Source organism: Brakhagea slesvicensis (assembly GCF_052161625.1).
Taxonomy (GTDB): domain Bacteria; phylum Planctomycetota; class Planctomycetia; order Pirellulales; family Pirellulaceae; genus JBKCUI01.
In genome coordinates this window covers 2,363,786-2,388,347 of the sequence record NZ_CP197412.1, presented here as the reverse complement: position 1 = coordinate 2,388,347, position 24,562 = coordinate 2,363,786, and the positions used below count along the sequence as shown (strand labels likewise).

The 24,562-nt window shown below is 54.5% G+C and carries 22 protein-coding genes; 9 read left to right on the top strand and 13 right to left on the bottom strand.

Features of this window, described 5'->3' with window-relative positions; genetic code table 11:
• Positions 1 to 37: 37 nt before the first annotated feature.
• From SH467x_RS09050 to SH467x_RS09035, 4 genes are all read right to left on the bottom strand, one after another.
• Positions 38 to 1,120, bottom strand: coding sequence for a sulfate/molybdate ABC transporter ATP-binding protein (locus tag SH467x_RS09050; protein ID WP_482370947.1), 1,083 nt, complete (start codon positions 1,118 to 1,120; stop codon positions 38 to 40).
• Positions 1,121 to 1,215: 95 nt separating this feature from the next.
• Complete coding sequence (cysW, locus tag SH467x_RS09045; RefSeq protein ID WP_482370946.1) at positions 1,216 to 2,064, bottom strand: sulfate ABC transporter permease subunit CysW; 849 nt, start codon at positions 2,062 to 2,064, stop codon at positions 1,216 to 1,218.
• Positions 2,065 to 2,066: 2 nt separating this feature from the next.
• On the bottom strand, positions 2,067 to 2,903 hold the full coding sequence (gene cysT, locus SH467x_RS09040) for a sulfate ABC transporter permease subunit CysT (protein ID WP_482370945.1): 837 nt from the start codon (positions 2,901 to 2,903) through the stop codon (positions 2,067 to 2,069).
• 22 nt (positions 2,904 to 2,925) lie between these two features.
• Positions 2,926 to 4,011 carry a sulfate ABC transporter substrate-binding protein gene (locus SH467x_RS09035; protein WP_482370944.1) on the bottom strand — a complete coding sequence of 362 codons (1,086 nt, stop codon included), beginning with the start codon at positions 4,009 to 4,011 and terminating at the stop codon, positions 2,926 to 2,928.
• Between the two features lie 266 nt (positions 4,012 to 4,277).
• Between SH467x_RS09035 and SH467x_RS09030 the strand changes: the two genes are divergently transcribed.
• Both SH467x_RS09030 and SH467x_RS09025 read left to right on the top strand, forming a co-directional pair.
• Positions 4,278 to 5,981: a sigma-54 interaction domain-containing protein gene (locus SH467x_RS09030; RefSeq protein ID WP_482370943.1), complete on the top strand. Its 1,704-nt coding sequence runs from the start codon at positions 4,278 to 4,280 to the stop codon at positions 5,979 to 5,981.
• Positions 5,978 to 9,409, top strand: a complete 3,432-nt coding sequence (locus tag SH467x_RS09025) for a PAS domain S-box protein (protein ID WP_482370942.1) — start codon at positions 5,978 to 5,980, stop codon at positions 9,407 to 9,409. The genes SH467x_RS09030 and SH467x_RS09025 overlap by 4 nt, the downstream gene beginning before the upstream one ends.
• A 53-nt stretch (positions 9,410 to 9,462) precedes the next feature.
• Here SH467x_RS09025 and SH467x_RS09020 read toward each other — a convergent pair whose 3' ends face one another.
• The 3 genes from SH467x_RS09020 to SH467x_RS09010 all read right to left on the bottom strand — a co-directional run bounded on the left by SH467x_RS09020 (position 9,463) and on the right by SH467x_RS09010 (position 13,463).
• A complete protein-coding gene (locus tag SH467x_RS09020) occupies positions 9,463 to 9,669 on the bottom strand; it encodes a hypothetical protein (protein ID WP_482370941.1) in 207 nt (68 codons plus the stop codon).
• 89 nt (positions 9,670 to 9,758) lie between these two features.
• The gene (locus SH467x_RS09015) at positions 9,759 to 11,819 is read right to left on the bottom strand and encodes an ATP-binding protein (protein WP_482370940.1); all 2,061 of its coding nucleotides are present in this window, start codon (positions 11,817 to 11,819) and stop codon (positions 9,759 to 9,761) included.
• A 6-nt stretch (positions 11,820 to 11,825) separates the two neighbouring features.
• On the bottom strand, positions 11,826 to 13,463 hold the full coding sequence (locus SH467x_RS09010) for a sigma-54-dependent transcriptional regulator (protein ID WP_482370939.1): 1,638 nt from the start codon (positions 13,461 to 13,463) through the stop codon (positions 11,826 to 11,828).
• Positions 13,464 to 13,598: 135 nt separating this feature from the next.
• Between SH467x_RS09010 and SH467x_RS09005 the strand changes: the two genes are divergently transcribed.
• The gene (locus SH467x_RS09005) at positions 13,599 to 13,943 is read left to right on the top strand and encodes an Hpt domain-containing protein (RefSeq protein WP_482370938.1); all 345 of its coding nucleotides are present in this window, start codon (positions 13,599 to 13,601) and stop codon (positions 13,941 to 13,943) included.
• 160 nt (positions 13,944 to 14,103) lie between these two features.
• The gene (locus SH467x_RS09000) at positions 14,104 to 14,277 is read left to right on the top strand and encodes a DUF1328 domain-containing protein (protein WP_482370937.1); all 174 of its coding nucleotides are present in this window, start codon (positions 14,104 to 14,106) and stop codon (positions 14,275 to 14,277) included.
• Here SH467x_RS09000 and SH467x_RS08995 read toward each other — a convergent pair.
• On the bottom strand, positions 14,243 to 14,644 hold the full coding sequence (locus SH467x_RS08995; RefSeq protein WP_482370936.1) for a response regulator: 402 nt from the start codon (positions 14,642 to 14,644) through the stop codon (positions 14,243 to 14,245). The genes SH467x_RS09000 and SH467x_RS08995 overlap by 35 nt on opposite strands.
• Positions 14,641 to 16,473: an AI-2E family transporter gene (locus tag SH467x_RS08990; RefSeq protein WP_482370935.1), complete on the bottom strand. Its 1,833-nt coding sequence runs from the start codon at positions 16,471 to 16,473 to the stop codon at positions 14,641 to 14,643. Before SH467x_RS08990 ends, SH467x_RS08995 begins: the two co-directional genes overlap by 4 nt.
• A 341-nt stretch (positions 16,474 to 16,814) precedes the next feature.
• Between SH467x_RS08990 and SH467x_RS08985 the strand changes: the two genes are divergently transcribed.
• The 5 genes from SH467x_RS08985 (at position 16,815) to SH467x_RS08965 (ending at position 20,540) form a co-directional block, all read left to right on the top strand.
• Positions 16,815 to 18,632: an alpha-amylase family glycosyl hydrolase gene (locus SH467x_RS08985; RefSeq protein WP_482370934.1), complete on the top strand. Its 1,818-nt coding sequence runs from the start codon at positions 16,815 to 16,817 to the stop codon at positions 18,630 to 18,632.
• Between the two features lie 195 nt (positions 18,633 to 18,827).
• Positions 18,828 to 19,217: a CsbD family protein gene (locus SH467x_RS08980; protein WP_482370933.1), complete on the top strand. Its 390-nt coding sequence runs from the start codon at positions 18,828 to 18,830 to the stop codon at positions 19,215 to 19,217.
• A 14-nt stretch (positions 19,218 to 19,231) separates the two neighbouring features.
• A complete protein-coding gene (locus SH467x_RS08975) occupies positions 19,232 to 19,729 on the top strand; it encodes a hypothetical protein (protein ID WP_482370932.1) in 498 nt (165 codons plus the stop codon).
• A gap of 135 nt (positions 19,730 to 19,864) precedes the next feature.
• Positions 19,865 to 20,296 carry a phage holin family protein gene (locus tag SH467x_RS08970; protein ID WP_482370931.1) on the top strand — a complete coding sequence of 144 codons (432 nt, stop codon included), beginning with the start codon at positions 19,865 to 19,867 and terminating at the stop codon, positions 20,294 to 20,296.
• Positions 20,297 to 20,306: 10 nt separating this feature from the next.
• On the top strand, positions 20,307 to 20,540 hold the full coding sequence (locus tag SH467x_RS08965; protein WP_482370930.1) for a hypothetical protein: 234 nt from the start codon (positions 20,307 to 20,309) through the stop codon (positions 20,538 to 20,540).
• On the opposite strand, the gene SH467x_RS08960 is transcribed toward SH467x_RS08965, so the two are convergent.
• From SH467x_RS08960 to SH467x_RS08945, 4 genes are read right to left on the bottom strand one after another with little or no spacing between them, the layout of a single operon-like run.
• The gene (locus tag SH467x_RS08960) at positions 20,527 to 21,402 is read right to left on the bottom strand and encodes an ArsI/CadI family heavy metal resistance metalloenzyme (RefSeq protein ID WP_482370929.1); all 876 of its coding nucleotides are present in this window, start codon (positions 21,400 to 21,402) and stop codon (positions 20,527 to 20,529) included. The two genes, SH467x_RS08965 and SH467x_RS08960, sit on opposite strands and share 14 nt — an antisense overlap.
• Positions 21,399 to 22,658 carry an MFS transporter gene (locus SH467x_RS08955; protein WP_482370928.1) on the bottom strand — a complete coding sequence of 420 codons (1,260 nt, stop codon included), beginning with the start codon at positions 22,656 to 22,658 and terminating at the stop codon, positions 21,399 to 21,401. The genes SH467x_RS08960 and SH467x_RS08955 overlap by 4 nt, the downstream gene beginning before the upstream one ends.
• Positions 22,633 to 23,433, bottom strand: coding sequence for a phytanoyl-CoA dioxygenase family protein (locus tag SH467x_RS08950; protein ID WP_482370927.1), 801 nt, complete (start codon positions 23,431 to 23,433; stop codon positions 22,633 to 22,635). The genes SH467x_RS08955 and SH467x_RS08950 overlap by 26 nt, the downstream gene beginning before the upstream one ends.
• On the bottom strand, positions 23,423 to 24,472 hold the full coding sequence (locus tag SH467x_RS08945) for a DUF1559 family PulG-like putative transporter (RefSeq protein ID WP_482370926.1): 1,050 nt from the start codon (positions 24,470 to 24,472) through the stop codon (positions 23,423 to 23,425). Before SH467x_RS08945 ends, SH467x_RS08950 begins: the two co-directional genes overlap by 11 nt.
• Positions 24,473 to 24,562: the final 90 nt, after the last annotated feature.

The window sequence follows — 24,562 nt, the reverse complement described above, 5'->3', positions numbered from 1 at the left end:
GTTTCGACCCGCTGAAACATGCGTTGTCCAACCCTGATTAAATGCTGTAATCGGGTACGAAGACACGTGTGTTCGTCGGTTGAACGAAGACAGCGTCACCCGGTACGAGCCGGAGGTTTTGGAATCGTTCCATAGGCAGATCGACACGGATCTCTTCGTGCTGGGCGGTGCTGAGAATGACTTTGGCCTGTGCGCCTGCTAGATTGATTCGCTGTACCCTCGCGGAGATGCTATCCTCGCTTTGCTTCAAGCGTTCAAGAGCCAACTCGTGCGGTCGCACATAGATCTTGGCCGCGTTTTCTGAATTCGACTCCGAATGCCCTGTAATGATTTCCTCGCGTGGTGCGACCCAGGTCGCCTTCCCATCATGCACGCGCCCTCGAAAGACGTTGACGTTCCCTAGGAAATCGATCACGAACTCCGAAGTGGGATGATGAAAGACCTGCTCCGGCGTACCGACTTGTTCAATTCTAGCTTGATTCATGACAACGACTCGATCGGATACCTCGAGAGCTTCCTCTTGATCATGCGTCACCAAGACAGTTGTTGTGTGGAGTTCATCATGCAGTCTTCGGAGCCACTGCCGAAGGCTTTGCCTCACCTTGGCATCGAGTGCGCCGAACGGTTCATCCAGGAGGAGGACACGCGGTTCGATGGCGAGAGCGCGTGCGAGGGCTACGCGCTGTCGTTGTCCGCCGGATAGTTGGGAAGGAAATCGATCGCCAAAGCCCTCCAGTTGGATCAGTCGGAGCAATTCCCGAACGCGATCCTGAATCTCCTTTTTACTGGGGCGTTTGTCCCGAGATCGTACTCGCAACCCAAAAGCGATGTTATCGAACACGGTCATGTGTTGGAACAGAGCATAGTGTTGGAAAACGAAGCCCACATGCCGCTTGCCAACCGGCATCCTCGCCACATCCTCATCGAAGAATAGAATCTGGCTTCCGGGAGTTGGATCTGGAATATCCATTCCGGCGATGATTCGAAGAAGCGTCGTCTTTCCCGATCCGGATGGTCCGAGCAATGAAATCAACTCCCCCGTCTCGATGCGCAGGTTCACATCTTGGAGCGCGGAGAAGGAGCCGAACGATTTGCTTAAGTTTTTTACTTCAATACTCATTGCGATACTATTTGCTGGCCCAGGTACCAACCGGGCGCGATTTCCCGTTGGCGACAAGGTAAATTTTTTCGGAAATGGACATCAGCGGGAATGGGTTATCGATCGGATCTCAGAGCTTTGATTCGGTTCTCCAAGATCGTCTTACCGATCAAGGTGAATACACCTAAACCGGCGAGAAGTGATGCTAGGGCAAAAGCAGCCGCGGACTGATACTCCGAGTACAGCGCATCGATTTGCAATGGCATGGTATTGGTGCGTCCGCGTATGTTGGACGAGACAATCGATACTGCACCAAACTCTCCCATTGCTCGGGCATTGCACAGAAGGACCCCGTAGAGCAAGGCCCATTTGATGTTGGGTAACGTGACCTTCCAAAAGGTCTGCCACCCGTTCGCACCTAAGGAAATGGCGGCCCATTCTTCGTCGCTACCTTGCTCTTGCATCAAGGGAATCAGTTCCCTTGCCACGAATGGAAACGTGACAAAAACAGTTGCCAATACCGCTCCAGGAACAGCAAAGATGACTTGGACCCCTCGGTCCGAAAGCCACTCACCCCACCAGCCTTGCGAACCGAAAACAAGGACCAACATGAGACCGGCCACGATCGGCGAAATGGCGAAAGGAAGATCGATCATCGATACCAGCATGCTCTTCCCTCGGAACCGATACTTAGTCGTCGCCCAAGCAGCTGCGATTCCGAAAATCAAATTGAGAGGAACAGCGATTCCTGCGGTGATCAGGGTCATCTTCACCGCGTTCCAAGCGTTCCGATCCGAGATCGATTGAATATAGAACGCAATCCCCTTCGAAAGGGCCTCTTGGAAGATCACGATCAGCGGCAAGAGCAAAAGGAAGGTGAGGAACGCGACGGAAATACTGATAAGTATCCATCGTACCCACCACGGATCCTTCGATTGCAATGATTTGGTTTTGCTCGATCCCATCGTTACGCGCGACCTGTTTTCTTGTTTGCAAACCATTGGATGCCTTGCACCATCATGAGACTCGCAAAGGTAGCGAGCAGGAGAACCATAGCGACCGCCGAAGCGCCTGAAATATCCGACTCCTCGATCTTGTTGGAGATGACAAGGGAGATGATCTCGGTCTTGTTAGGAAGATTGCCCGACATATAGACAACACTCCCGTATTCGCCCAATGAACGGGCGAACGCCAGGGTGAATCCTGTAATCATGGCTGGGAGGATGCTGGGAAGTGTAACCCGTGTGAAGGTTTGCCATCGGCTAGCCCCTAGACTCGCTGCGGCTTGCTCCATCTCGGCATCGAGTTCCTCCATCGCGGGTTGCATGGTTCGAACCACGAAGGGCAAACCGATGAAGATCAAAGCGATCAAAACCCCAAGAAACGAAATGGCAGTTTGGATTCCCCAGGGGAGCAGGAAACTTCCAACCGGGCCATTCGGGCCATAAATCGCCATCAGTGCAATGCCGGAAACGGCTGTCGGCATGGCAAAAGGAAGATCGACGATGGCGTCGAAGAAGCGTGAGCCAAAGAACCGGTAGCGGACCAACGACCACGCAATGATGGAACCGAAGAGCGTGTTGATCAACGCAGCCAGGAGGGACGCGCCAAAGGTGAGCCGTAGCGCCGAACTCACACGTGGGTGCGTGAGAGTCGCCAGCAACTCACTCCAAGGGGTCGATGCAGACTTCAGCATCAACGCTGTCAGAGGTAAAAGAATGATCAAACTCAGGTAGAGCAATGTATACCCGATGGTGAGACCAAACCCAGGCAAACGGTTTTGTCTCTTGGAAGCGAATAGCATGACACTCGTCCTTGATAGTCGGTTATTGGTTGAAGACTTGGTCGAAGATTCCACTTCGATCCTTGAAGTGGATCTGTTGCGCTTCTTCCCAATCGCGAACCAGGTCTGTCAAAGCAAAGAGTTTCAATTCGGCAAAGTTCTTTTTCGATTCTTCCGTGAGAACGTTCGCATTGCGAGGACGGTAGAAATGTTTGGCGGCTAATCGTTGTCCCTCATCGCTGTAGAGATACTCGAGGTATGCCGTTGCCACTTGACTCGTACCGTGCTTTTCTGCATTTTTGGTGACGACCGCGACAGGCGGCTCTGCGAGGATGCTCAAACTCGGAACGACAATTTCCACTTCGCCCTGCCCCGATTCCTTCAATGCCAGGAACGCTTCGTTTTCCCAAGCGATCAGGACGTCCCCGATCTTGCGTTGCAAGAACGTGTTGGTAGCGGCCCGAGCCGCCGTATCTAGCACCGGAACGTTCTTATAGAGCTTGCCGATAAACTCTTTGGCTTTGCCGTTGGCGGCCTGCACTAGATTCGCTTTGCTCGGATCCTGAACCAGGGATAAATCACCGAGCTCTTTCTGGAGCGCGAACCCCCATGCAGCGAGGTAGTTCCATCGAGCCCCCCCACCGGTCTTCGGGTTCGGCGTGATGACCTCCACTCCGTCGCGAATCAAATCGTCCCAATCCCGAATCTGTTTAGGATTCCCCTTTCGGACCAAAAAGACAATGGTGGATGTATACGGAGAGCTGTTGTGCGGAAGTTTGGTTTGCCAGTCCGATTCCAGTCGCTTGGAGCTCCTGGCGATCAGGTCGATGTCACCGGCCAAGGCGAGAGAGACAACATCCGCATCCAATCCCTCGTTCACAGCCCGGGCTTGTTTACCCGACCCGCCGTGCGATTGATCGATAAGGACTGGTTGGCCTGTTTGCTTCTCCCAATGTTGGGCAAAGGCTGCATTGAATTCAACGTAGAACTCGCGCGTTGGGTCATACGAAACGTTTAAGAGCGTGATCGAACCGGAACCGTCCGCTTTCGGGGCCGACGCCTGGCGGGCGCAGCCACCGAAAAATCCGAGAGCTAGCAATCCAAGAACAACAATCGATTTGGGTTTCATCTGCTTACCGTGAAGAAGGAGAACACGCCGGTCCGTAGAGGGAACCGAACCGCCCCATCTCTCGACGCAAACACAAGGCCAGAAGGACGAAGCCATTTCCTCAGGAGCCTCCTGGCCCCCAGACTTCCAACCTTCACCAATCATTTTCGAGGAAAAAAATTTCTCGCCCCCTTTAACTGACACGGGATTTCCTTCCCGCAGTGCCATGAAATGTCACGGCACGGCGTTATATTTGATGGCCTGCTGTGTCCCGTGAGGGGAAGACCTTGGTAGTTTCTCGTAAGGCGCTGGGGAAGCGGTTGGCACAGGATTCGCGAGCTGGATTTGCGGTGTGGGGTGGAATCGAAGGAACAAACCAGAACAAGGTCAGGATGAAAGAGATCGTGTGGGATCAAGTCTTCCAAGCAGCTTCGACGTTGGAAGCCGTGCAGCGCGTTCTCAGCACTTTGCGTCTGGAGTTGCCAATCCAGAGCTTGGTCCTCTACGGGCTGGACCCGACCCAGCGGGCGGCGACGGTCGTGGCAACGGCGACCCATGGACCGTACCCCATCGATGCCCGAACGGTTCGCTGCACCGAATCGAAATGGTCCGAGTTGGGGGCTTGGGTTGAAGAGAATGGAATGTTAAGGCAGCACGGACCCCGTCGCAGTGGCAAGCTGGCCTATTTGACTCCGGATTCCACCAGTGGCTCCGCGGTAGGGATCCCGCTTCGCAGTCTTCACTCGGACGGGAGCGACCAAACGGGAGTTGCGATTTTGGAGGTGGAGCATGGTCGGGCGCTTCGGGACGAGCAGTGGCTCGCGCTCGAGCGACTCCGGGGTCCCCTTTGGTTCCTGCTCTTGGCAGCGACGTCCAAGGTTTCCCTCTCCAACGAAGCCGTTGGTTCCGAGGAGGGTCCTTCAGCGACGAAGGACATTATCGTCGGCGCCGACTCGGGGTTGCGGTCGGTGATGGAGCGGGTGGAGATCGTGGCACCGTCGGATATGCCGGTATTGATTTTAGGGGATACAGGGACGGGCAAGGAGGTGGTTGCGAGAGCCATTCATCAAAGGTCTTCACGAGCGGGCAGACCATTTATTCGTGTCAACTGTGGTGCGATACCTCCCGAGTTGATCGATTCGCAACTCTTTGGCCATGAGCGAGGGAGCTTCACGGGAGCGTCGGACCAGCGCAAAGGATGGTTCGAACGAGCGGATGGTGGTACGCTTTTTCTCGACGAGATCGGTGAGTTGCCTTTGGCCGCACAAGTTCGATTGTTGCGGGTGCTCCAGGAGCATCAGATCGAGCGCGTGGGGGGGGAAGAGTGGATCCATGTCGATGTACGGATTGTCGCCGCGACACACCGCGATTTAGCCGGCATGGTGCATCAGCGGAGCTTTCGTGAAGACCTTTGGTATCGGATCAACATGTTTCCGATTCTATTGCCTCGGTTGTGCGAGCGGATCGAAGACATTCCCGCGTTGGCCAGGCACTTCGCCAAGCGGGCGTCCACAAATTTTGGACTCCCCTACGTCGAGCTTGCGTCGAGCGATATCAAGCAACTGATCGAATACCGATGGCCGGGCAATATCCGGGAGCTTCAAGCGGTGATGGATCGGGCCGTGATTCTAGGACGAGGGAGCAAGCTCGATATTGAGAACGCTTTGGGAATCGGCATTGCAACCCGCTATGAGCCAGCGATTGAAACCGACGAGCCCACCTACTACGAAGTCATTCCCGAACAATCGGTCCAGCGTGTTGTGGTCGCGAGTGAGAGGCATGGACCGGGGGCGGACAAGGAGCCGGAACGCGAGCTCGATGCGCTCGACCAGGCGATTCGAAGACATATTGAAAAAGCGCTCGTGTTGACCCACGGACAAATCGAAGGGAAGCGAGGAGCCGCACACTTTCTCAAAATCAACCCTCACACCTTGCGAGCGAAGATGCGAAAGCTGGGAATCGATTGGAATCAGTTTCGCGAGTCGACGTGATAAAGACTCGCCGGGCGAAGTGGGAAGAGATAGAATCTGGACAACAACGTCGTGTTTGGTCCAAATCCACCGAGGCTTTGAACGTGCCCATCTCGCGCGGTCCGGTCGTCTTATCCGCTGTAGTTGCCATTGCGCTCATCGGACTTAACCTGTTTCTTTCCGCCCAAACCGCGCGGGAAATGTTCGCGCGCGCTGATTGGGTTACGCATACCCATCGCGTGCTGACGGAATCGAAGCAACTGATTTCTACGGTGCTGGATGCCGAGTCGGAATTGCGCGGTTTTCTACTGACCAATCGGGAAGAGTATCTCCAATCGATTGCACAGCTCGACGGAAATGTAGAACGAACGCTTGGTGTTCTCAGCGACTTGGTCTCCGACAATCCGGAGCAATCGCGGCGCATGAAAGAGATCGCGGAGTTGACATCTGGAAAAGTGAGTCAATTGACGCAAACCCTTCGCACAGCCCGCGAGAGCGGTGTGGAGGAGGCGATTAAAATCGTCGCGTCGGGGGTAGGGCGAAATCGAATGGATAGGCTCGATCAAGCCGTTGCAGTATTTGAGGAAGCCGAACGCGAGTTGCTCCGTTCCCGACAAACTGGATTGGACGAAGCGTACCGAACTACTCTTGTTTCGGCCGTGGGATCGGGACTCGCAGTCCTATTTGCCATCGGACTTCACTTTGCGCTTTCCCGCCAACAGTCCAAACGGCTCGCTCAGCAGGCCGAAGAGATCCACGCCAAGAGCGAATCGATGCGATTCACGCTTCAAAGCATCGGCGACGGAGTGATCACAACGGATGCAAATGGATTGGTCGTCGAGATGAACCCGATCGCAGAGGGGCTGACTGGCTGGAAGCGAAGTATCGCACAGGGGATGAAGCTGGAGGACGTCTTTCATATCGTCAACGAAACGACGCGCGAGGCGGTCGATAACCCAGCGATGCGCGCCTTGAAGACCGGAATGATCGTTGGCTTAGCTAACCATACGGTCTTGATCCGACCCGATGGATCGGAGTCCCCGATCGACGACAGCGCTGCCCCGATCAAAATGGATGACGGTCGCATTGAAGGGAGTGTTTTGGTTTTTCGGGACGTTTCGAAACGTCGCGCGTTCGAAGCGCAATTGCAGGAAAGCGAGCAAACGTTTCGAGCGCTGTTCGATTCGGCTCCGATCGGTATCGTCCATACCTCGATGGATGGATTATTGATCCGAGTGAATCGACGCTTCTGCGAGATTCTCGGAATGACCGAGGAAGAATTGATCGGCATCTCGTATCGAGAGATTACCCACCCGGACGATTTGCAGAGCAACGTGGATCTAGTCGCTCCGATGATGAGCGGTCAGCAAGATTCGTTCAGCATGAACAAGCGTTATCGCAATCATCGTGGCGAAACGATCTGGGCCAACATATCCTCTCGCCTTATCCGCGACTATTACGGTAAACCGACTTCGATTATCTCAGCCGTAACAGACATCTCCGAGCAACGTGCAGCGGAAGAGACTCGCATTCGCATGTCCGCGATCGTGAATGCTTCGAACGATGCGATCATCACGAAGGATCTCCATGGCATTGTCATGACTTGGAATGCCGCAGCTACGAAGCTCTTTGGTTACGGAGAGGCCGAAATGGTTGGGAGCCCCATTTTCAAGGTCGTTCCGGAAGAACGGCAATCGGAGGAGCTCGATCTTTTGCGACGCTCGTGCTTGCTCGAAGAAATCGAGCCGCTGCGCACCGAACGGCTTCATCAAAATGGCACGCGGGTCGAGGTTTTGCTGAAAGTAGCGCCGCTGGTCGATGCCGATGGGACTTTGATCGGTATTTCGACCATTGCAAAGGATTTGACAGCCGAGTCGCGAGCCGCGATGGAGCTACGCGAGAGCGAGCAGCGATTTCGCATGCTCGCCGATAACATGTCTCAATTCGCCTGGATGGCCAATCCAGAAGGTGAAGTCTATTGGTACAACAAACGTTGGTACGACTACACGGGAACGACGATCGAATCGGTTCGCGGGTGGGGATGGCAGCAAGTCCATCACCCGGACCATTTGGATCGTGTGGTTCAGAGTATTCAACGAAGCTGGGATACCGGTGAACCTTGGGAGGAAACATTCCCACTCCGTGGTAAGGATGGCAAGTATCGGTGGTTCTTATCGCGAGCGCTTCCCATCCGGGACGCGAACAACCAGATCACCCATTGGTTCGGTTCCAACACCGACATTGACGAATTGATCGAGAAAGAAGAGAAGCTCGAGAAGGCTCGCATCACGGCGGAGAATGCGACCAAAGCCCGCGGTGAGTTTCTCGCCAATATGAGTCATGAGATTCGAACTCCCATGACCGCTATTCTAGGCCATACCGAAATCTTGGCCGACCACATCTCCAATCCCGATGATCTCCAGTCGGTGGAGACGATTCAACGGAACGGTAAATTTCTTCTCCAGATCATCAACGACATTCTCGATTTGTCGAAAATCGATTCGGGCAAGTTTGAAATAGAGCAGATTGATATTTCACCGACCGAAGTGCTGCACGAAATTCGATCGCTGCTCGACGTTCGCGCGGCGGAGAAGCAGATCGACTTCCAGGTCCATCTCGATGGCAGCATCCCCAATACGATCCAAACCGACCCCATTCGTCTGCGGCAGATCTTGGTCAATCTCGTCGGCAATGCGATCAAATTCACCGACAACGGTCGGGTCGATCTCCACTGCCGTTACGAACCAGAAAGAAACATCATGCTCTTTCGAATCGTCGATACGGGAATCGGGATCGATGCAGACGTCCTTCCAAACCTTTTCCAACCTTTTGTTCAGGCGGACGCGTCCTCGACCCGCGCGTTCGAAGGAACCGGGCTAGGACTCGCGATCAGCAAACGTTTGGCAGAGATGCTTGGCGGGACCATCTGGGTAGACAGTCGTCGCGGCGAAGGAAGCATCTTTTCGTTGGAGATCGATTGTGGCCGACTCGGCGAAGAACCTTGGATCGACGAGATCAAGCCAATTCACTCGGACGGAAAATCCGCGAAACTGGCAAAGGTTCAAGGACTTGTTTTGGTCGTCGACGATCGCCGGGACATTCGTTTCCTCGCCCAAAACTTCTTAGAGAAAGCCGGGGCAAGCGTCGTTCTTGCCACGAACGGGGAAGAAGCGATCCGAATGCTCACTTCAGAACCATTTCTAAGTCAGTCGCCGGTCGACGCGGTTTTGATGGACATGCAGATGCCGATTATGGACGGCTACACTGCGGCGAAGAAACTGCGCGAATGGGGTTTCTCAAAACCGATCATCGCGTTGACCGCGAACGCGATGAAAGACGACCGGGACAAATGCCTTGCATGCGGTTGCAACGACTACGCCACCAAACCCTTGGACGGCGGCGCGCTGGTTCATTTGGTCGCCAGCTACATCCAGGAACACCAACTGTAATCGATCCAGTGCAACCGGTTAGGCTGTGATCGACCACATTGCATTGGAATCGCTCAAGATGCGGCTGGGTAGCAGCCACCGTCTTCGCCGAAAAGGAGGTACGCCAGCTCGGCCGTTCGGCAGGATGCGACAATCGCTCGCTGCTCTTTCTCTTTTTGAGACCAGCCGCTGCGAATCGCCAGTTTCGTCTTGCGGCGCTCGCTTGGAGTGGTCGTTGCTAATTCATTGGTGCGAATGGAACGTACGGTTTCCGTGATCATTTTAAGGTCTCCTGATCCACCCTAGGCAGTAGTTGATGAGAATACAACTCCATGGAGCAATATTCGTGCCAAAAGGTTCAGGAGTTTCGCTATTTCTTTTCACCGCTGATGGATTGCATGAGTCGACGGAGCTCTCGCAGGTCGATCGGCTTGGCGAGGAAGTGGGTGCAGCCGGCGGTGATGCACGCTTGTTTCTCCGATTCCATGGCTCCTGCGGTGAGAGCGATGATAGGTCGGCGGAACCCTTCACGGCGCAATTGCCGCGTCGCTTCGATGCCATCGACTTCCGGCATCTGGATATCCATCAGAACGAGATCGTAGGGGTTTGGTCCTTTTTCTGCCTCCATGACTTGTTCGACCGCCAATCGACCATTCGAGACGATTGCCAGTTCGCTGACCAGCGAGCCGACCATCCTTCGCAAAACGAATTGAATCGCCCGGGTATCCTCGGCCGCGAGCACTTTCAACGGGAGTCGCTGGAGTTCCTCGCGGACGACCGATTCTTCATTGGAATCGAGAGCGATTTGATCCATGACGACCAAAGCCTCTTCGTCGATTTTGCCGATGGGGATTCGAACGGTGAATGCGGATCCGATTCCAATTTCGCTTCGCGCGGAGATGGTGCCTCCCATGAGGTTGACGAGGCGGCGGCAAATAGCGAGTCCCAATCCAGCTCCCGAGCGTTCCTCTCCTGCTTGTTCGAACTCTTCGAAGATCACGTCCAATTTATCTTTGGGGATTCCGCATCCTGTATCCCGTACCTCGGCGATCAATTCATTTTGGTCGGGTCCGAGAGATTCCAGTCTCGCCACGATGGTTACCGAACCTCGATCGGTGAATTTGATGGCGTTTCCGATGAGATTCACAAAGACCTGTTTCAAACGATAGCGATCGCAAACGATGGTCTCCGGAATCTTCGTCTCGGCCAGCCATCGGATGGAGATGCCTTTTTCCTGGGCTAAGGGGTTCATGAGAGACCAAACATCGGCGAACACATTGGCCACGGGCGTCGGCTTCGCTTCGTACTTCAATCTCCCCGCTTCCATTTTGGACAGGTCCAGTACATCGTTCACCAAGACTTGCAGTAGCTCACCTTGCGATCGCACGATTCCCAACATGTCACGCGTGTCGCTCTTTTCTAACGTCAAGAGAAGCGAGTCGATGCACCCGAGCATGGCGGCCAGGGGAGTTCGAATTTCGTGGCTCACTTGCGCGATGAATCGGCTCTTCTGTTCGCTCGCGATGCGCGCTCGTTCGGCTTCCAAATCCAAAAGGTTCTCGCGTTCAACCTGGACCGTTACATCTTGATTGAGTCCGATGAATTTGAGTGGATTTCCTCGATTGTCTTTGAAGACACAGCCTCTGCCTGCCAGCCAAATTTTCCGTCCATCGGGGCGCAGGAACGGAAATCGGACATCGTACGGTTCCCCTTGTTCGACAGCGCGCCGCGCCGCCTCCCGAACCGATTCTTGATATTCCGGATCGATGCGATCAAAGAAGTCGTCCGCGAGGATGTTATTCTCCTTCTCGCCCAACCCGGTCAGAGCGATCTCCGCGGTATCCATCGCCACCATATCGGACTTCAAATCCCAGTTGAAGAACCCCGTATCCCCCTCAGTCATCGCAAGCTTGAGCAACTCCCGGTGCTCACGAAGATCCTGCACCACCTTCTCACGTCTGTCTGCTTCGATCTGCAGCTGCGCGGTCAGTTTCCGCAGTTCGCTCGTTCGGTCGTCGATTTCACGCTGCGCTTCATTCGGCCCTCGAAGGAGGAGAGCTGCGGGGAGGATCCGAAACAGTGCGATCACGGTCGCGAACGAAACCACAGCCGTAGCAAATTTCATCAACCCGGCCAATCGATAAACCGGCCAATAGAAAATCATGGCATCGATCAAATGGGTGATACTGCAAAGCAGAATAAAGGATGCGAAAAGAGCGAAGACGCTGGGAAACGGCACATCCCCTTTTTTTCTCGCGAAAGCGATCATGAGAAGGGGAATCGTGAAATAACACATCCATATCACGACGTCGCTGACAATATGCAACCATCCCCACCACGGCTCTTGATACCAAACCGTGCCGCAATTCCATCTCGCCGGAAATCCTTGCGTTTCCAGCAGGGACGATAGCGATTCCAAAAAGCGTAACATATTTTTCTAGCTTCTCTTGGAGATCGAAACGGTCTTCTCAACGTGAATACCAAAGGTGGCGATCCTATCCCTAACCTTTCCTCGCGTGATGCCGAGAATCTCGGCTGCCTTGGACTGATTCCCCCCGGTCGCCTCAAGGACTTGGGTGAAAAGCCGTCGCTCCATCTGCTCCAATGCTTCGGCATAAAGATTGACTGTCCCCTCGGTCATGCGCGTTGCGACATACTCAAAAAGGGGAAAAACTCTGCTCGTGTCCTGATCCAGGAATTCGGTGCCATCCGTCACATCCTCGTCGTGATGGACGCTGGATGGGCGTTCAACAGGCTGCGCGCTGATGTGCTCGGGTTCGACGCGCGCGCGCTCCATCGGTTCCTTTTCGATCACATGGTTAGGTGCATCAGTTTGTTCCTTTTCATCGAAACGCTCCAAACCTGCTTTCTCCACATGCGGAACAGATTTCGTCTGTCGCCTGCCTTCTTGAACAAAGTCGGGGAGATTCACCGACGCGATGACGGTTCCCGTCGTGTTGAGAACCGATTGCCGTACCACCGACTGCAACTGCCTTACGTTTCCTGGCCAGTCATAATGCTGCAGCAACTCAAAGGCTTCAGGCGAGATTCCTTCGAGCTCAGGGCGTGACATGTCATGTTTGGCACGCCGGAAGAAGTACTCGAGCAGCAAAGGAATGTCTTCGACTCGCTCGCGGAGGGGTGGAAGGAAGATGGTGAAACCGTTCAAGCGATAGAGAAGATCCTCGCGAAACGTTCCTTCCTCGACCATTTCTTCCAAGGGACGATTGGTTGCCGCGATAATGCGAACATTGGTCTGGATTATTTCGTTTCCTCCCACCCGCTCGAACTTCTGTTCTTGGAGCAACCGAAGAACCTTGCCCTGCGTGACCTGGGACATATCCCCGATTTCGTCCAGGAAGATGGTTCCCCCATCGCACTGCTCAAACCGACCGATCCGACGTTTCTCTGCGCCCGTGAACGCTCCTTTTTCATGGCCAAAGAGTTCGCTCTCCAGCAATTGATCTGGGATCGCAGCGCAGTTCACCGCCACATAAGGTCGATCGGCTCGATGGCTGTTCTGCATAATCGCGCGGGCCACCAATTCCTTTCCACATCCACTTTCCCCGCGGATCAAGACGGTCACGTTTTGCGCGGCAACCCGGCCGATCGACTTGTAGACCTCGACCATCGCTTTGGAACGGCCGATGAATCGCTCTGCGTCCGCCATTCCCTCCCCGATCGAGAAGGCGACCGGTTGATCCATGGCCTTTCGAGCGCGCACAGCGCTGATGGTCAGATTGCGAACTTGCTCCACATTCAGCGGCTTCGACAAATAGTCAAAGGCCCCTGCCCGCATCGCTTGAATCGCTGTTTCGCTCGACGTATCCGCCGTGATAAAGATCACAGGGATCTTTCCATTGATCGCCCGGATCTTGCGAAAGAGTTCCAAGCCGTTGTGCTCCGGAAGGAAAATATCCAAAAGAAGCACCGAGGGTTGCTCCTGTTCAATCAGTTGCAGCCCCGAATCCCCGTCGCTCGCCTGAAGCACTTCGAGCCCTTCGTATCCATTCAATCCGGCGCTGACGATGTGCCGAACCATCCGATCGTCGTCGATCACCAATACCTTTGTCATGAAGCTCTCCAACCAAAACGAATGCCTTCTTATCGGTATGCTGTTTGCTGTGGTTTCCGTCCACTCATCGACGGAACGGGCTTGCCACTCCGCCCCGTACCATCCTCACACTCTCCAACACGAATGGGACTGAACATGCCTATCAACGAGGTACAAGCCTTAAAATCACTCGATGGCAACCGGGATCTCTTGATGGAGTTGGCTGGTATCTTCGCCGAGGACTCTCCCAAGCTCGTCGCGGACTTTCGGGAAGCCGTACTGGCTCGCGATGCCTCGCGAGCCAAACTCTTCGCTCACAGCCTGAAAGGTCTTACCAGCACGTTCTATGCCACAGCGGAAGTGGACCAAATCGCGGTTTTTGAACAAGCCGCATCGGAAGCGGACTGGACGATCCTGGATTCAGCCGCCAATAGCTTGGACGGAATCATCCAGTCGCTCATCCATTCGATGCAAACCGCGCGTTGGTTGAACGCTCAGTAGACACCCTGGTCGATCATCGAGCAATCCAACCGCTCAAGGCCTGGAAAGAACGTTTGGCATGACGCTTGCTAATTTCATCTAAAGCTGGAGGTCCGCTTCGGACGGAGCGCATCCCGGCGATTGCATTTTCGTTTTCATTGGCATCTTGGAGGTTATCGTCATGCTTTCCTGGGCACTCACCTTTTTTATTCTTGCCTTGATCGCGGCATTGTTCGGATTTAGCGGCATTGCTGCGGGTGCGGCTGGCATTGCTCAAATCCTCTTCATCCTCTTCTTGGTCATGTTTGTCGTTAGCTTGATCATGAAGATTGTTCGGGGGAAGTCACCGATGTAGGGGATGGGGTGAGGAGCTCCGATAAGATGGTTCGAAGCTCTTCGCTTTGCAGCGGCTTTTCTAAAAACCGATTGCATCCCGCGCTCATGGCCCGCTCTTGGTCGCCCGGCAAAGGGTGAGCGGTACAAAGTACGATGGGCAGATCTTTGTAAACGGGGTGGGAGCGAAGCAGAATGGTGGCTTCGCACCCATCGACCTCGGGCATATTCATATCCAAAATGATCAGATCGACCGGTTGAGTGTCTAGCGTTTCGACCAATCCCTCGGCGTTGTCGCGAGAAAAGACTTCAAAGCCCATATCGATCAGCTTTCTCGATACGATCCGTTCGGAATCTCGTCGATCATCGATCACCATTACCGTTGTCATACTACACCTCCCTGAGAAAAACTCTTCAGCTTTCGACGCGTTTGCGAGAACGAAGTGAGGAGTGCGGTGGCACCTGCATTTCGCAGCGCGACCAACAAATCATCGTAACGTCGAAGTTTGCCCGGGCGCAGGACAAAGATTTCCTTTTCGTATCCACCGCGGCGCAGGGTACGAATCCAGAACATGGTTTGCCTTACCCCTCCGGGCGGTAGCGCTAAGAGTAAGACCGCGCTGGGATTGATCTGAAGTATCTCTTTGGCAAAGACCTCCGGCATCTCTCCCGAGACATCGACCTTCCACAGCAAATCTGGCTCCATTTGACTGAACTTTTCCAAAAGTATCGTCTCGGTCGCTGCTCGAGCCCCAATCGCTGCGATGGTTTGCTCCCCATGCTCACCTGGGTCAGCCCGAAAGAGGCTCGCCAACGGCTCTTCGTTGAGAACCGACTTCAGTCTCTCCGTCAGCTCGCTCGACGACGGACGCTCCCCTGCAGGCTGCCGTTGAATTCGCTTCGATACCGGAACGAGAATCTCATCGAGCCATTCGACATCGCTCTTCTTCTTGGATTCTTCGACGAGGAGCTCCTTCAGTTTATGGTCGTCCCCAGAAAGGAGCCTTTGATAGGCTCGGAGTGACGGCGGGACTTGCTCCTCGTCGCTGAGCAACGTGACAAAGAACCTGAGACGCGGAACGTATCGCCCGAGCACGACCAAACAAACGGTGAGCGGGGTCGCCAACAACAACCCGACCGCCCCCCAAAGCCACCCCCAAAAAACCGCTGCGGTAATGACGGCGATCGCCGAAACCCCCGTCCGTGACCCGTATAGCCAAGGCTCCAAAAGATTGTTGTAGATCAACTCGAGTACCACAATCATCCCCAACACGACCATGAAAACCGTGTAACCCGGGAACAGAGCGATCGATACCAGAAGGGGTAATCCGGCGCCGATCAAGGGACCGACGTAGGGGAGAAAACGGACGAGCCCAGCCATCACCCCTAGAAACAAGACGTTGGGGAATCCCCGCTGCGGGTCCATGACAAGTCCCACGACCCACAATCCCACCCCAAAAATCACACCATAGGAAGAGTTCAAAAGGAATTGGGCGGAGATGTATCGGCTGATTCGCTCCGACGCTTCCGCTATCGCTTCGGTCGTGACAACATAGTTCCCGCGGCTTACCACCGCGACAAATCGATCTCTCAGGTCATCTCGATTGACGAGCAAGAAGATGGCGAACACAGCGACCAAGCCCGCGGTCCCGATCGGTCCAAAAACGTTCGCGAGATTCCCAAGGAGACTTTGCCAAGGAACTTCAGGGCCCTCCGCTGACCTGCTCTTCCCCTCGTCGCCGCTCTTCTCGTCCGCCGGTTCCTCGGTCTCCGACGTCTCTTCACCTTTCTCCACGATCCGACCGGCCGCACGTTCTTTTTTCGGTTTCGCCAATACCTTCTCAAACTGCTTGCCAACATCTTGCACGGCAGATTGAATCGACTCGACCTTCTTCTCGACCTCACCCTTGTATTTGGGAAAGTCGGACGCGAATTGGGCCATGCTCGAACCCAGAACCACCAGTCCTAGAATCAGCAAGGTAAAAAGCCCCGCCGCCGTCACAAAGACTGCCGACAGGTTGGAAAACCCTCTCTTTTGGATCCAATTGACCACTGGAGATAAGAGGAACGCCAACAACAAACTCAGCGCGAACGGAATCAACACGTCGCGCCCCGCGTAGAGGAGAAACACCACCAAGACCGCCGTTCCTAGATCTGCTGCGAGCTTCACCGACCGCATTGTGGACGCGGACAATACTCGGGAGACAGACTGGGTCATAGTGGGGCACCAAAAGGGAATGCGAGTGGCCGCGATCGACCGCCAGCCAAACAAAACGAACAAACTGACAGGAAGGCAAATGCAGAAAGGCAAACGGTGTTCCAGCGTGCGAAAACCCTCCCTCCTCTCGAGCACTTGGTCGATGATCGATCAAATTGGTCGGGAATCGAACGACTTGATAGGATGCTAATGGTTGGCCCGCCGGTTGCTTTATCATGATTCAACCACGATCCCGCGAGGCTCCGCCTCGTTGTCCACGCAGTGCACGGTGCCATTGCAACGGTGCCATTAAAACGGGAGCTTCGTGACGAAGATCACCTCGAATAAGGAGTCGAACCACCGTGAAGAATGCCGTCGCAGAAACTATCTCTGGATTGGGCTGCCAACGCGTAGACAAAGGATATCGATTTGCCGTTTGGGCACCGCACGCCGACCATGTCTCGGTCATTGGAGATTTCAACGCATGGAACATCGACGCGAATCCTTGCAAGATGGAGGATCAAGGTGTTTGGGTGGTAGAGATTCCGGAAGCGACCGTGGGGCAGGGATACAAGTTCTCGATTCGACGGGGAGAGGAACGATTCGATCGCATCGATCCTCGGGCGAGAGAGGTCTCAAACTCGGTAGGGCACACCTGCATCGTCGAGGATGACTTCGATTGGGAGGGGACTGAATTCACGATGCCCCCCTGGAATGAGCTCGTGATTTACGAATTGCACATCGGGACCTTCCATACCATGGAGGGGCAAGTCGGGACATTTGATAGCGCGATCGAGAAGCTCCCATTCTTGAAGGAGCTTGGTATCAATGCGATCGAACTGATGCCTCTGGCCGAGTTCGCCGGAGACATTTCATGGGGTTACAACCCAGCGCATCCGTTTGCTGTGGAGTCGGCCTACGGAGGCGTGAACGGTTTGAAGCGTTTCATTCGCGCGGCGCACAAATTGGGAATCGCGGTCATCATTGATGTCGTCTACAACCACTTTGGTCCCTCGGATCTGGATCTTTGGCGATTCGATGGATGGAGTGAAAACGACAAGGGAGGCATTTATTTCTACAACGATTGGCGTTCCGCGACTCCTTGGGGAGATACCCGCCCCGATTACGGTCGCCAAGAGGTCCGTCAGTACATCTTCGACAATGCCATGATGTGGCTGGATGAGTTTCGCGCAGACGGTCTTCGCTACGACATGACGCTTTATATCCGAGCTGCCGATCATGACCAAAACAATATCAATGAAGATGGATATTCGCTTTTGCAATGGATCAACACGGAGGTCGCGAATCGATTCCCTGGAAGAATTACCATCGCGGAGGATTTGCAAAATAATTCCAGGCTCACGGAATCCGCCGAACACGGAGGAGGAAGTTTCGACGCCCAGTGGGATGCTGCCTTCGTCCACCCTGTACGGGAAGCGATCACTGCCGTAGAGGATGCACATCGCTCTCTCCAAGCCATTTGCGATGCGATTTTGCACAAGTACAACCATGATGTCTTTGAACGGGTCATCTACACCGAATCCCACGATGAAGTCGCAAATGGGAAGCAGCGTGTGGTTTCCGAAATCGATCCGAGCGAGACACCCAATCGATACGCAGTCAAGCAATCGACGCTGGGAGCTTGTCTGATGATGACTGCACCCGGCATCCCCATGCTTTTTCAGGGTCAGGAATTCTTGGTCGATCAATGGTTTCGAGACACGGTTCCTATCGATTGGTCTCGCGCCGAACAATACGACTCCATTGTTCGCATGTATCGCGATTTGATTGCATTGCGGGCCAATCGATCGCAGCTCACCGCAGGTTTAACTGGTCAAAAAGTTCAGATCTTGCATTGCAACGAGGATGAGAAAGTCATCGCGTTCCATCGCTCCAAAGAGGGGGGACCGCACGATGATGTGGTGGTGGTCCTGAAGTTTTCGGATCAAGCAACACGTGACTATCGCATCGGATTCCCCACGCCGGGCCATTGGAAATTGGTTTTTAACGGGGACGCCGAAGTCTATGGCGAGCATCAGGATGGAACGCAAGCCGAGGGGATCGATACCGAAGCAATCGCTTACGATCATCAAGGCCAATCGGCCAACGTCCACTTGGGTGCATACTCGTGTTTAATCTATACGCTGGAATCGGTCAGCACAGCGGAAGACCCGGCTTAAGTCGTAGGAGTGCTCAAAGGCCGGTCATCGACCATCTTGGTTGGCGACGGAGCATCAAAAGCCGAATTATCCATGCAATTCCATGTTGGCACGCCGAATGCTTAACTTTGAGATGAGAAACGGAAACGCGTTGCTAGGAATCGTCCGAGCAATGGTGCGTTCACACAGGACACGAGATAGCTGAAGGAGAACAAAATGGTTGCTCAAGAAACGCTTGCTGGAAACTGGCACAAGGTCGTTGGTGCGATCAAGGAGAAGTTCGGTCAAATTACAGGGGATGACTTGACCCGTGTTCAGGGGAACGTGGATCAGTTGATCGGACTGATTGAAAGAAAGACTGGGCAAACTCGCGAGCAGATTGAGGCATTCTTAACCGATTGTTGCGATCGGGCTGGGACTGCCTATAACAGAGCCTCCGATATGCTTGAGGAAGGGATCCATCGCGTCAGCGAGCAAGCGGACCATGGCTACCAAGTGGCCAAGGACACGGTTTCGAAGCGGCCGATGGAATCGATTGCGATCGTGGCTGGATTGGGCTTGCTCGCCGGTATCGCCATTGGCGTTTCGATGGCATCTCGCAAGTAGATTGAATCTTCGCTATGCACTCCTCCAATGAATCGACAGAAATCCAACAACGCATGGAGCGTTTGCGCGAGCAGAGTCGGACGCATGCGTCCGAAGTGGTTCGCCAATCGCAGCGTATGTTGGACTGGAAAGAGCATATTCGATCCGCACCCGTAACGACATTTGCGATCGGTGCATTAGCGGGTTTCACCTTGCTGTACCGTCGAGCTGGTTCGACGGTCGCAACTGGTTCGGCAGTCACAACTGGGGTTTTACCCATTCGGTCCAGTACGGTTGCCGCTTCACCACCTCCGGTCACCAGCGCAGGCCACTCGGTACGTTCGATGGTGTTATCGATGGCGACATCGTTTTTGCTGTCGTCCGGGAAGCGAGCCCTGTTGCGTGGACTTCAAACCTACCTTGCCCAATCCCATCATGGTCAGCAATCGAATCAACCAGACAGTCAACGGGATCTCCAACGGGGCTCCCACCCGGAACGGTTCCCTTCCTCCCTTCGATCGCCGGATAACTAGGCCTATGGCAGCGCGTCGCAAGGAACCTCCGTCATCCGGCCTTCTTACTGACTGGGTGCACCGTTACCCCGCATCCACGCTGGTGGGAGGCTTCCTGGTTGGTGGGATTGTGGGTTGGTTAGTGTCGAGGCGAAAATGAGTAGCACGTATCAACGATCTCCATCACCCCTATCCGGACTGGTTCGATCATCAGCCCAGCTGGCGGGGGATCTTTTGGAGATGGGTGAGCTGCATTGGGAGCTGGCTAGACAGGACTCTAAGGAGGCTTGCCGAAGAGCCATAGCACCCATGGCATTGATCGCGCTCGGGATGGCAGGATCCATTGCGGGTTTGCCCCTCCTAGGCATGGCCGTTGCCTCGGTTTTGATGGAGCAAGCGGACTGGAGTCCCTGGGCAGCCTATTTGGTGTCAGGCTCGGGAATGATGCTCTTGTCGATTGTGCTTGCCGGATTGGGAGGCTGGGGACTGAGTCGCTCGCTCCGAACCTTTTCCAGATCCACCCACGAATTATCTAAGAACCTCGCTTGGCTCAAATCGCTTGCGAGAGAAACATCTACTTCAGAATAGAGGATCCACTATGTCGAATACATCCGTTTCCAAAGGGGAATCAACTCGAACCAACTCGCGACCGAACGCTCCTCGGTCCAACTCCAACTCCAACTCCAACTCCGAGGAATCCGGTGACTTTGAAGTCATGGTTGGATCGATCGGCGATTCGATCAAGGAGTACGGAGGGAAGCATCCTGCGGTGGTTGGCTTCAGTATTTTCCTAGCTGGATTTTACTTGGGCTGGAAGATCAAGCCTTGGTAACCGGCTTGAAAGCTTCTATGTGAGTCTCGCGCATCGCGATGCCATCGCATTGGAAGCAAGGTGGATCGTCATACTTCAGCAATCGAATTCCTTCGAGTCTGCTGCCGGCGATCCACCCGACCACATCGTCTTTAGCGGGTACGAAGCGAACCGGTGCACCTTTGCCCGGCAACTGCGGTGCTGGGTGCTCGCGATCACCGGAAAGAATGCGAATCAACAACCGACCGCCCGGTTTGAGGATTCGGATCGATTCGTGCAATAACCGCTCCTTTTCATCCCTCGCGAGAGGGACATTGAGACTCCCCCGCAATCGAACTTCATCGACGCTGTTCTCGCACGCATCGGACCGGAGTGGAATGGTTGTGCCCAGCATGTGTTCCCACACGATTGCATCCTCGGGAAGCGTAGAGCTGGTCATCACCTCCAGGGATTGCCCTACCCCACGCTGGTCGAGTTCATCGTCATCGAGGGTGTAGAACTCCCAAAGCGTGCCATCGGGGTCTTGAACCCAAAACTTGGTCTGTCGCGCATAGCAGCACTCGACCCCTTCCTCACGTTGAGAGCGAATACCGGCCCGCTCTAAACGCTCTTGAACACTCACCAATTGGCGAGCATCCGGCAGGCGGATGCCCAAATGGTTGAGCGTTCCACCTCCGCATCGACCGTTCGGTTCTAGCGACACGACCAATGGCGGATGATCCGGCTCGAACTTCGCGTAGTCATCTCGCCGCTTATCAGGCTGGCGGTCGAAGAGGATGCTGTAGAAACGAACCGATTTCTCCAAATCGGAAACGTTGAGCGAGATGTGAAATCGGGCAACTTTGGTTTCGACGATGGGCAATGCCCCAGCAAGCAAACTCATTTTGGTTCAGCCTCACAAAAATGGGGAATCGGTGTTAACCAGGCGGCGATCGCCAAAACAAACATAACCGCGGACAGCGTTTGAAAGATACTTGTGTAGGAAGAGGTCCACTGTTTGGAGAAGGAAAATACCAGGGGACCCGATGCGGATGCCAAGACCGTCAGCATCTGAGCAACCCCCTGAATCTTTCCGAGTTCTCTCTGTCCATATAGCTTCGCCCAAGTGGCGAAGAACAGCAATGCCACGGCCCCGGACGCAAGTCCAATCGCTGTTCCATAGAGGAACGCATGCCACGTGTGCGTCGCCCACGGGAGACCGGCTAGGGAGAGAGATGTGACCGAAAGGGAAATGGCGAGGAGCTTCGATAGTGAAACAAAGTTGACCATCCAACCGAAAAGAAACTTCGAGGCCACGGCGATGATGCTGATCCAAGTGAGGACCTGGAAGTAGGTCTTCTCATCAAATCCCCGTTCTCGGAAGATATCGACGTTGAAAAGTGCCACTCCGCTGTAGATCATCCCCCATAGCGCGATCGTGCAGCTAAACATCCAAAATGCGGGGGTCTGCAACGCCATCCTCAAACTCGCTCCTCCCTCCTTGGAAGTCGGGTCCTCGATGCCATCCGGATGTTTTTGCCCCCCTAGGAGGAGCGAGCTGAGAGAAAGGATTAACAGGGCAATCCCCACGCAGGACCAAACTGATCGCCAGGGAAGTTGGTAGTCGGTCAGCGCGATCCCTACTCCTTGGATCAATAGCAAGTGAAATGGCATCGCGAGCACGGCGTAAAGGGCCATCGCCACCCCTAGATGTTTCCTCGAAAAGGATCGCGCGACGATGCTCAAACTAACCACGGAAAGAGCGCTCTGACCCAACCCTCTCGAGAGAAGGATGCCAACGAAAAGTGCTTGCCATGACTCGACCGAGGCCATCCACATCACTGCGAGGCCAAGGAGAATCATGTTTCCTGTCAAAACCGCTCGACGATCGACGCGATCGAGAAGCCATCCCACGGGCAAACAAAAAGATGCCCCCAAGATGGTTCCCCAAAAGTTCAGCGATGCGAAAAAGACACGCCCGGCAGGATCATCGAGATGCAAATCTTGAAGGAGTGGCTCGGTAACCATTCCGAGCCCGTGGGTTCGACCTGGATAGGTCGCCGTCATCGCCATTGCACCGATGACGATCGGCAGCCATCCCCACGATAGCCATTCGAACTGCAGCCGCAGTTTACTACTGGAAATAGAGTTGGTCTTCATGTCCGGAGGGAATTCTGGAGCGGATCCAGGAGTGGAATTCTTGGTAGTGTTTGTGGTACTGCTGGCCGCCATCGGAACGAGCGTTGTAACTGATGAAATAGCCGCGGCGCGATGTTTCGCTCGTGTTGGCGGAGGAGCGATGGGGAACCAAGCAGCCGAAGATTGCGATGTCTCCTGGATCCAGAACCAAAGGGACCGGTTCGCACATCATCTGGCCTTCGGTAAGAACATGGTGTTTTCCATCCATCGGCGCGAGGTACCCATTCAAGTGCCCTCCTGGATACACCTCGGTTGCCCCGCTTTTCTCGGTGAAGGGATCGATCGCGACCAACACGGTTAGAAAGGAATTCGGGAATCCGGGCCAAGCGATCCAGTCTTGGTGAAGGGAGGCCCCCGATGCACCCGGCGGTTTATAGATCAACTTGTCTTTGAAAAGCTCTGCAGGCTCCTCGTAGAGATCAAAAAGAACCGAGAGCAGTCGGTCGTCGATCGTCAAACTCTTGGCCATGGGCGACAAATCGGCAATGGGATCGAGAACTTCGAGAAGATTCTCGCCCGTCGCATGATGGGGCTTGAACCGAACTCGCAGATTACGAGGATCGAGAATCTCTCGGTGTTCGGTGAGGACACGATCCACGTCCTTTCCTAATTCTTTGATCTTCTCCGGTGCAAAGAATTGTTTTAGAACCAGATACCCTTCTTCGTGATACCTTTGGATCGCGGTCTCATCTAATAAGCGATGGGAGTTGCTGTGAGAAGTTTCGCTAGTTGTCACTTTGTATCACCTCACCACCGCTGCGAGTCGCCAGGGCGCGCCAGATAGTCAGCTCGATCGAGTCGCTGACCAACCGAACACTTCCATCGCAATACGAAGCATTGACGCCGCCGGTGTGGCGACTGCGAGCGGTCGAAAGACCATGAGCGGAGCTGCGGGTGATAGGATCGGACCCTGTGAAATTGGCGACGCAGTCGGCGTTGTTTCGATCGTTTGGGGCGAAGTAGTGGTTGTAGCTGGTGCAACGGGGTTCTCCTGCTACCCAGGTATACATGCGGCGTTGATTGAAGTTGACTCGGAGGCTCGACTGGCAGTTTGCGACGGATGTCTCGGCCCCTGGATTCACGTACATGGTTTGGGGTCGTAGTTCCGATCGATTGCTCAGCACGGTCGATTCGGGACCTTCGCCGAGGATCCTTTCGGAGACAGCGATGGTGTTGCTCGAGCCATCGTAGATGTCGGTAATGCGAGTCCGCGACTGGGCGTAGAATGTTCCATCGGCGTCCCACGGTGAGCCGAGCCAACCGGTACGCCCCCTCGTCGTGCCGGTTCCCATGCAGAACGAGTAGTTGGTTGGGGCCAAATCACCGACGATGCCATATGCGTCCCGGCATACTGCTTCCCCTTTGTCGGAAGGGCAAACGAAGCTGGGAACGCGTGTTTGCACCGCCAGCGGGGATTGGATTCCATAGGGTGGAACGAGTTGGTACATCGTCTGTCGCAAGTCGATTGCGTTGTAGACGTTGGATTGTTCGAGGTAGGGGGTAAGGAGGGCCAGGGTCCCCCAGAGATCGAAGTAGCCGGGAGCCCCACCGATCGACTGCGCTCGATAAGCTGCTGGCAGAACCTTCATCGCCGCTTCGTGGTTGTGGGAGGCCAAGCTCAATTGTTTCAGATTGTTCTGGCACTGCATGCGTCGCGCTGCCTCGCGGGCGGCTTGAACGGCTGGTAGGAGAAGCCCGACCAAGATCCCGATGATGGCGATGACCACGAGGAGTTCGACCAACGTAAAGCCTCGCCACGTTTGATTTGCCCGCATACCGATGCCCCTTGATTCCAAACATATGCTCAAACGAACGTTTGAGTATTGGAGCATTATGGGGGTTGGGTCAGGGAATGCAAGCGGGTT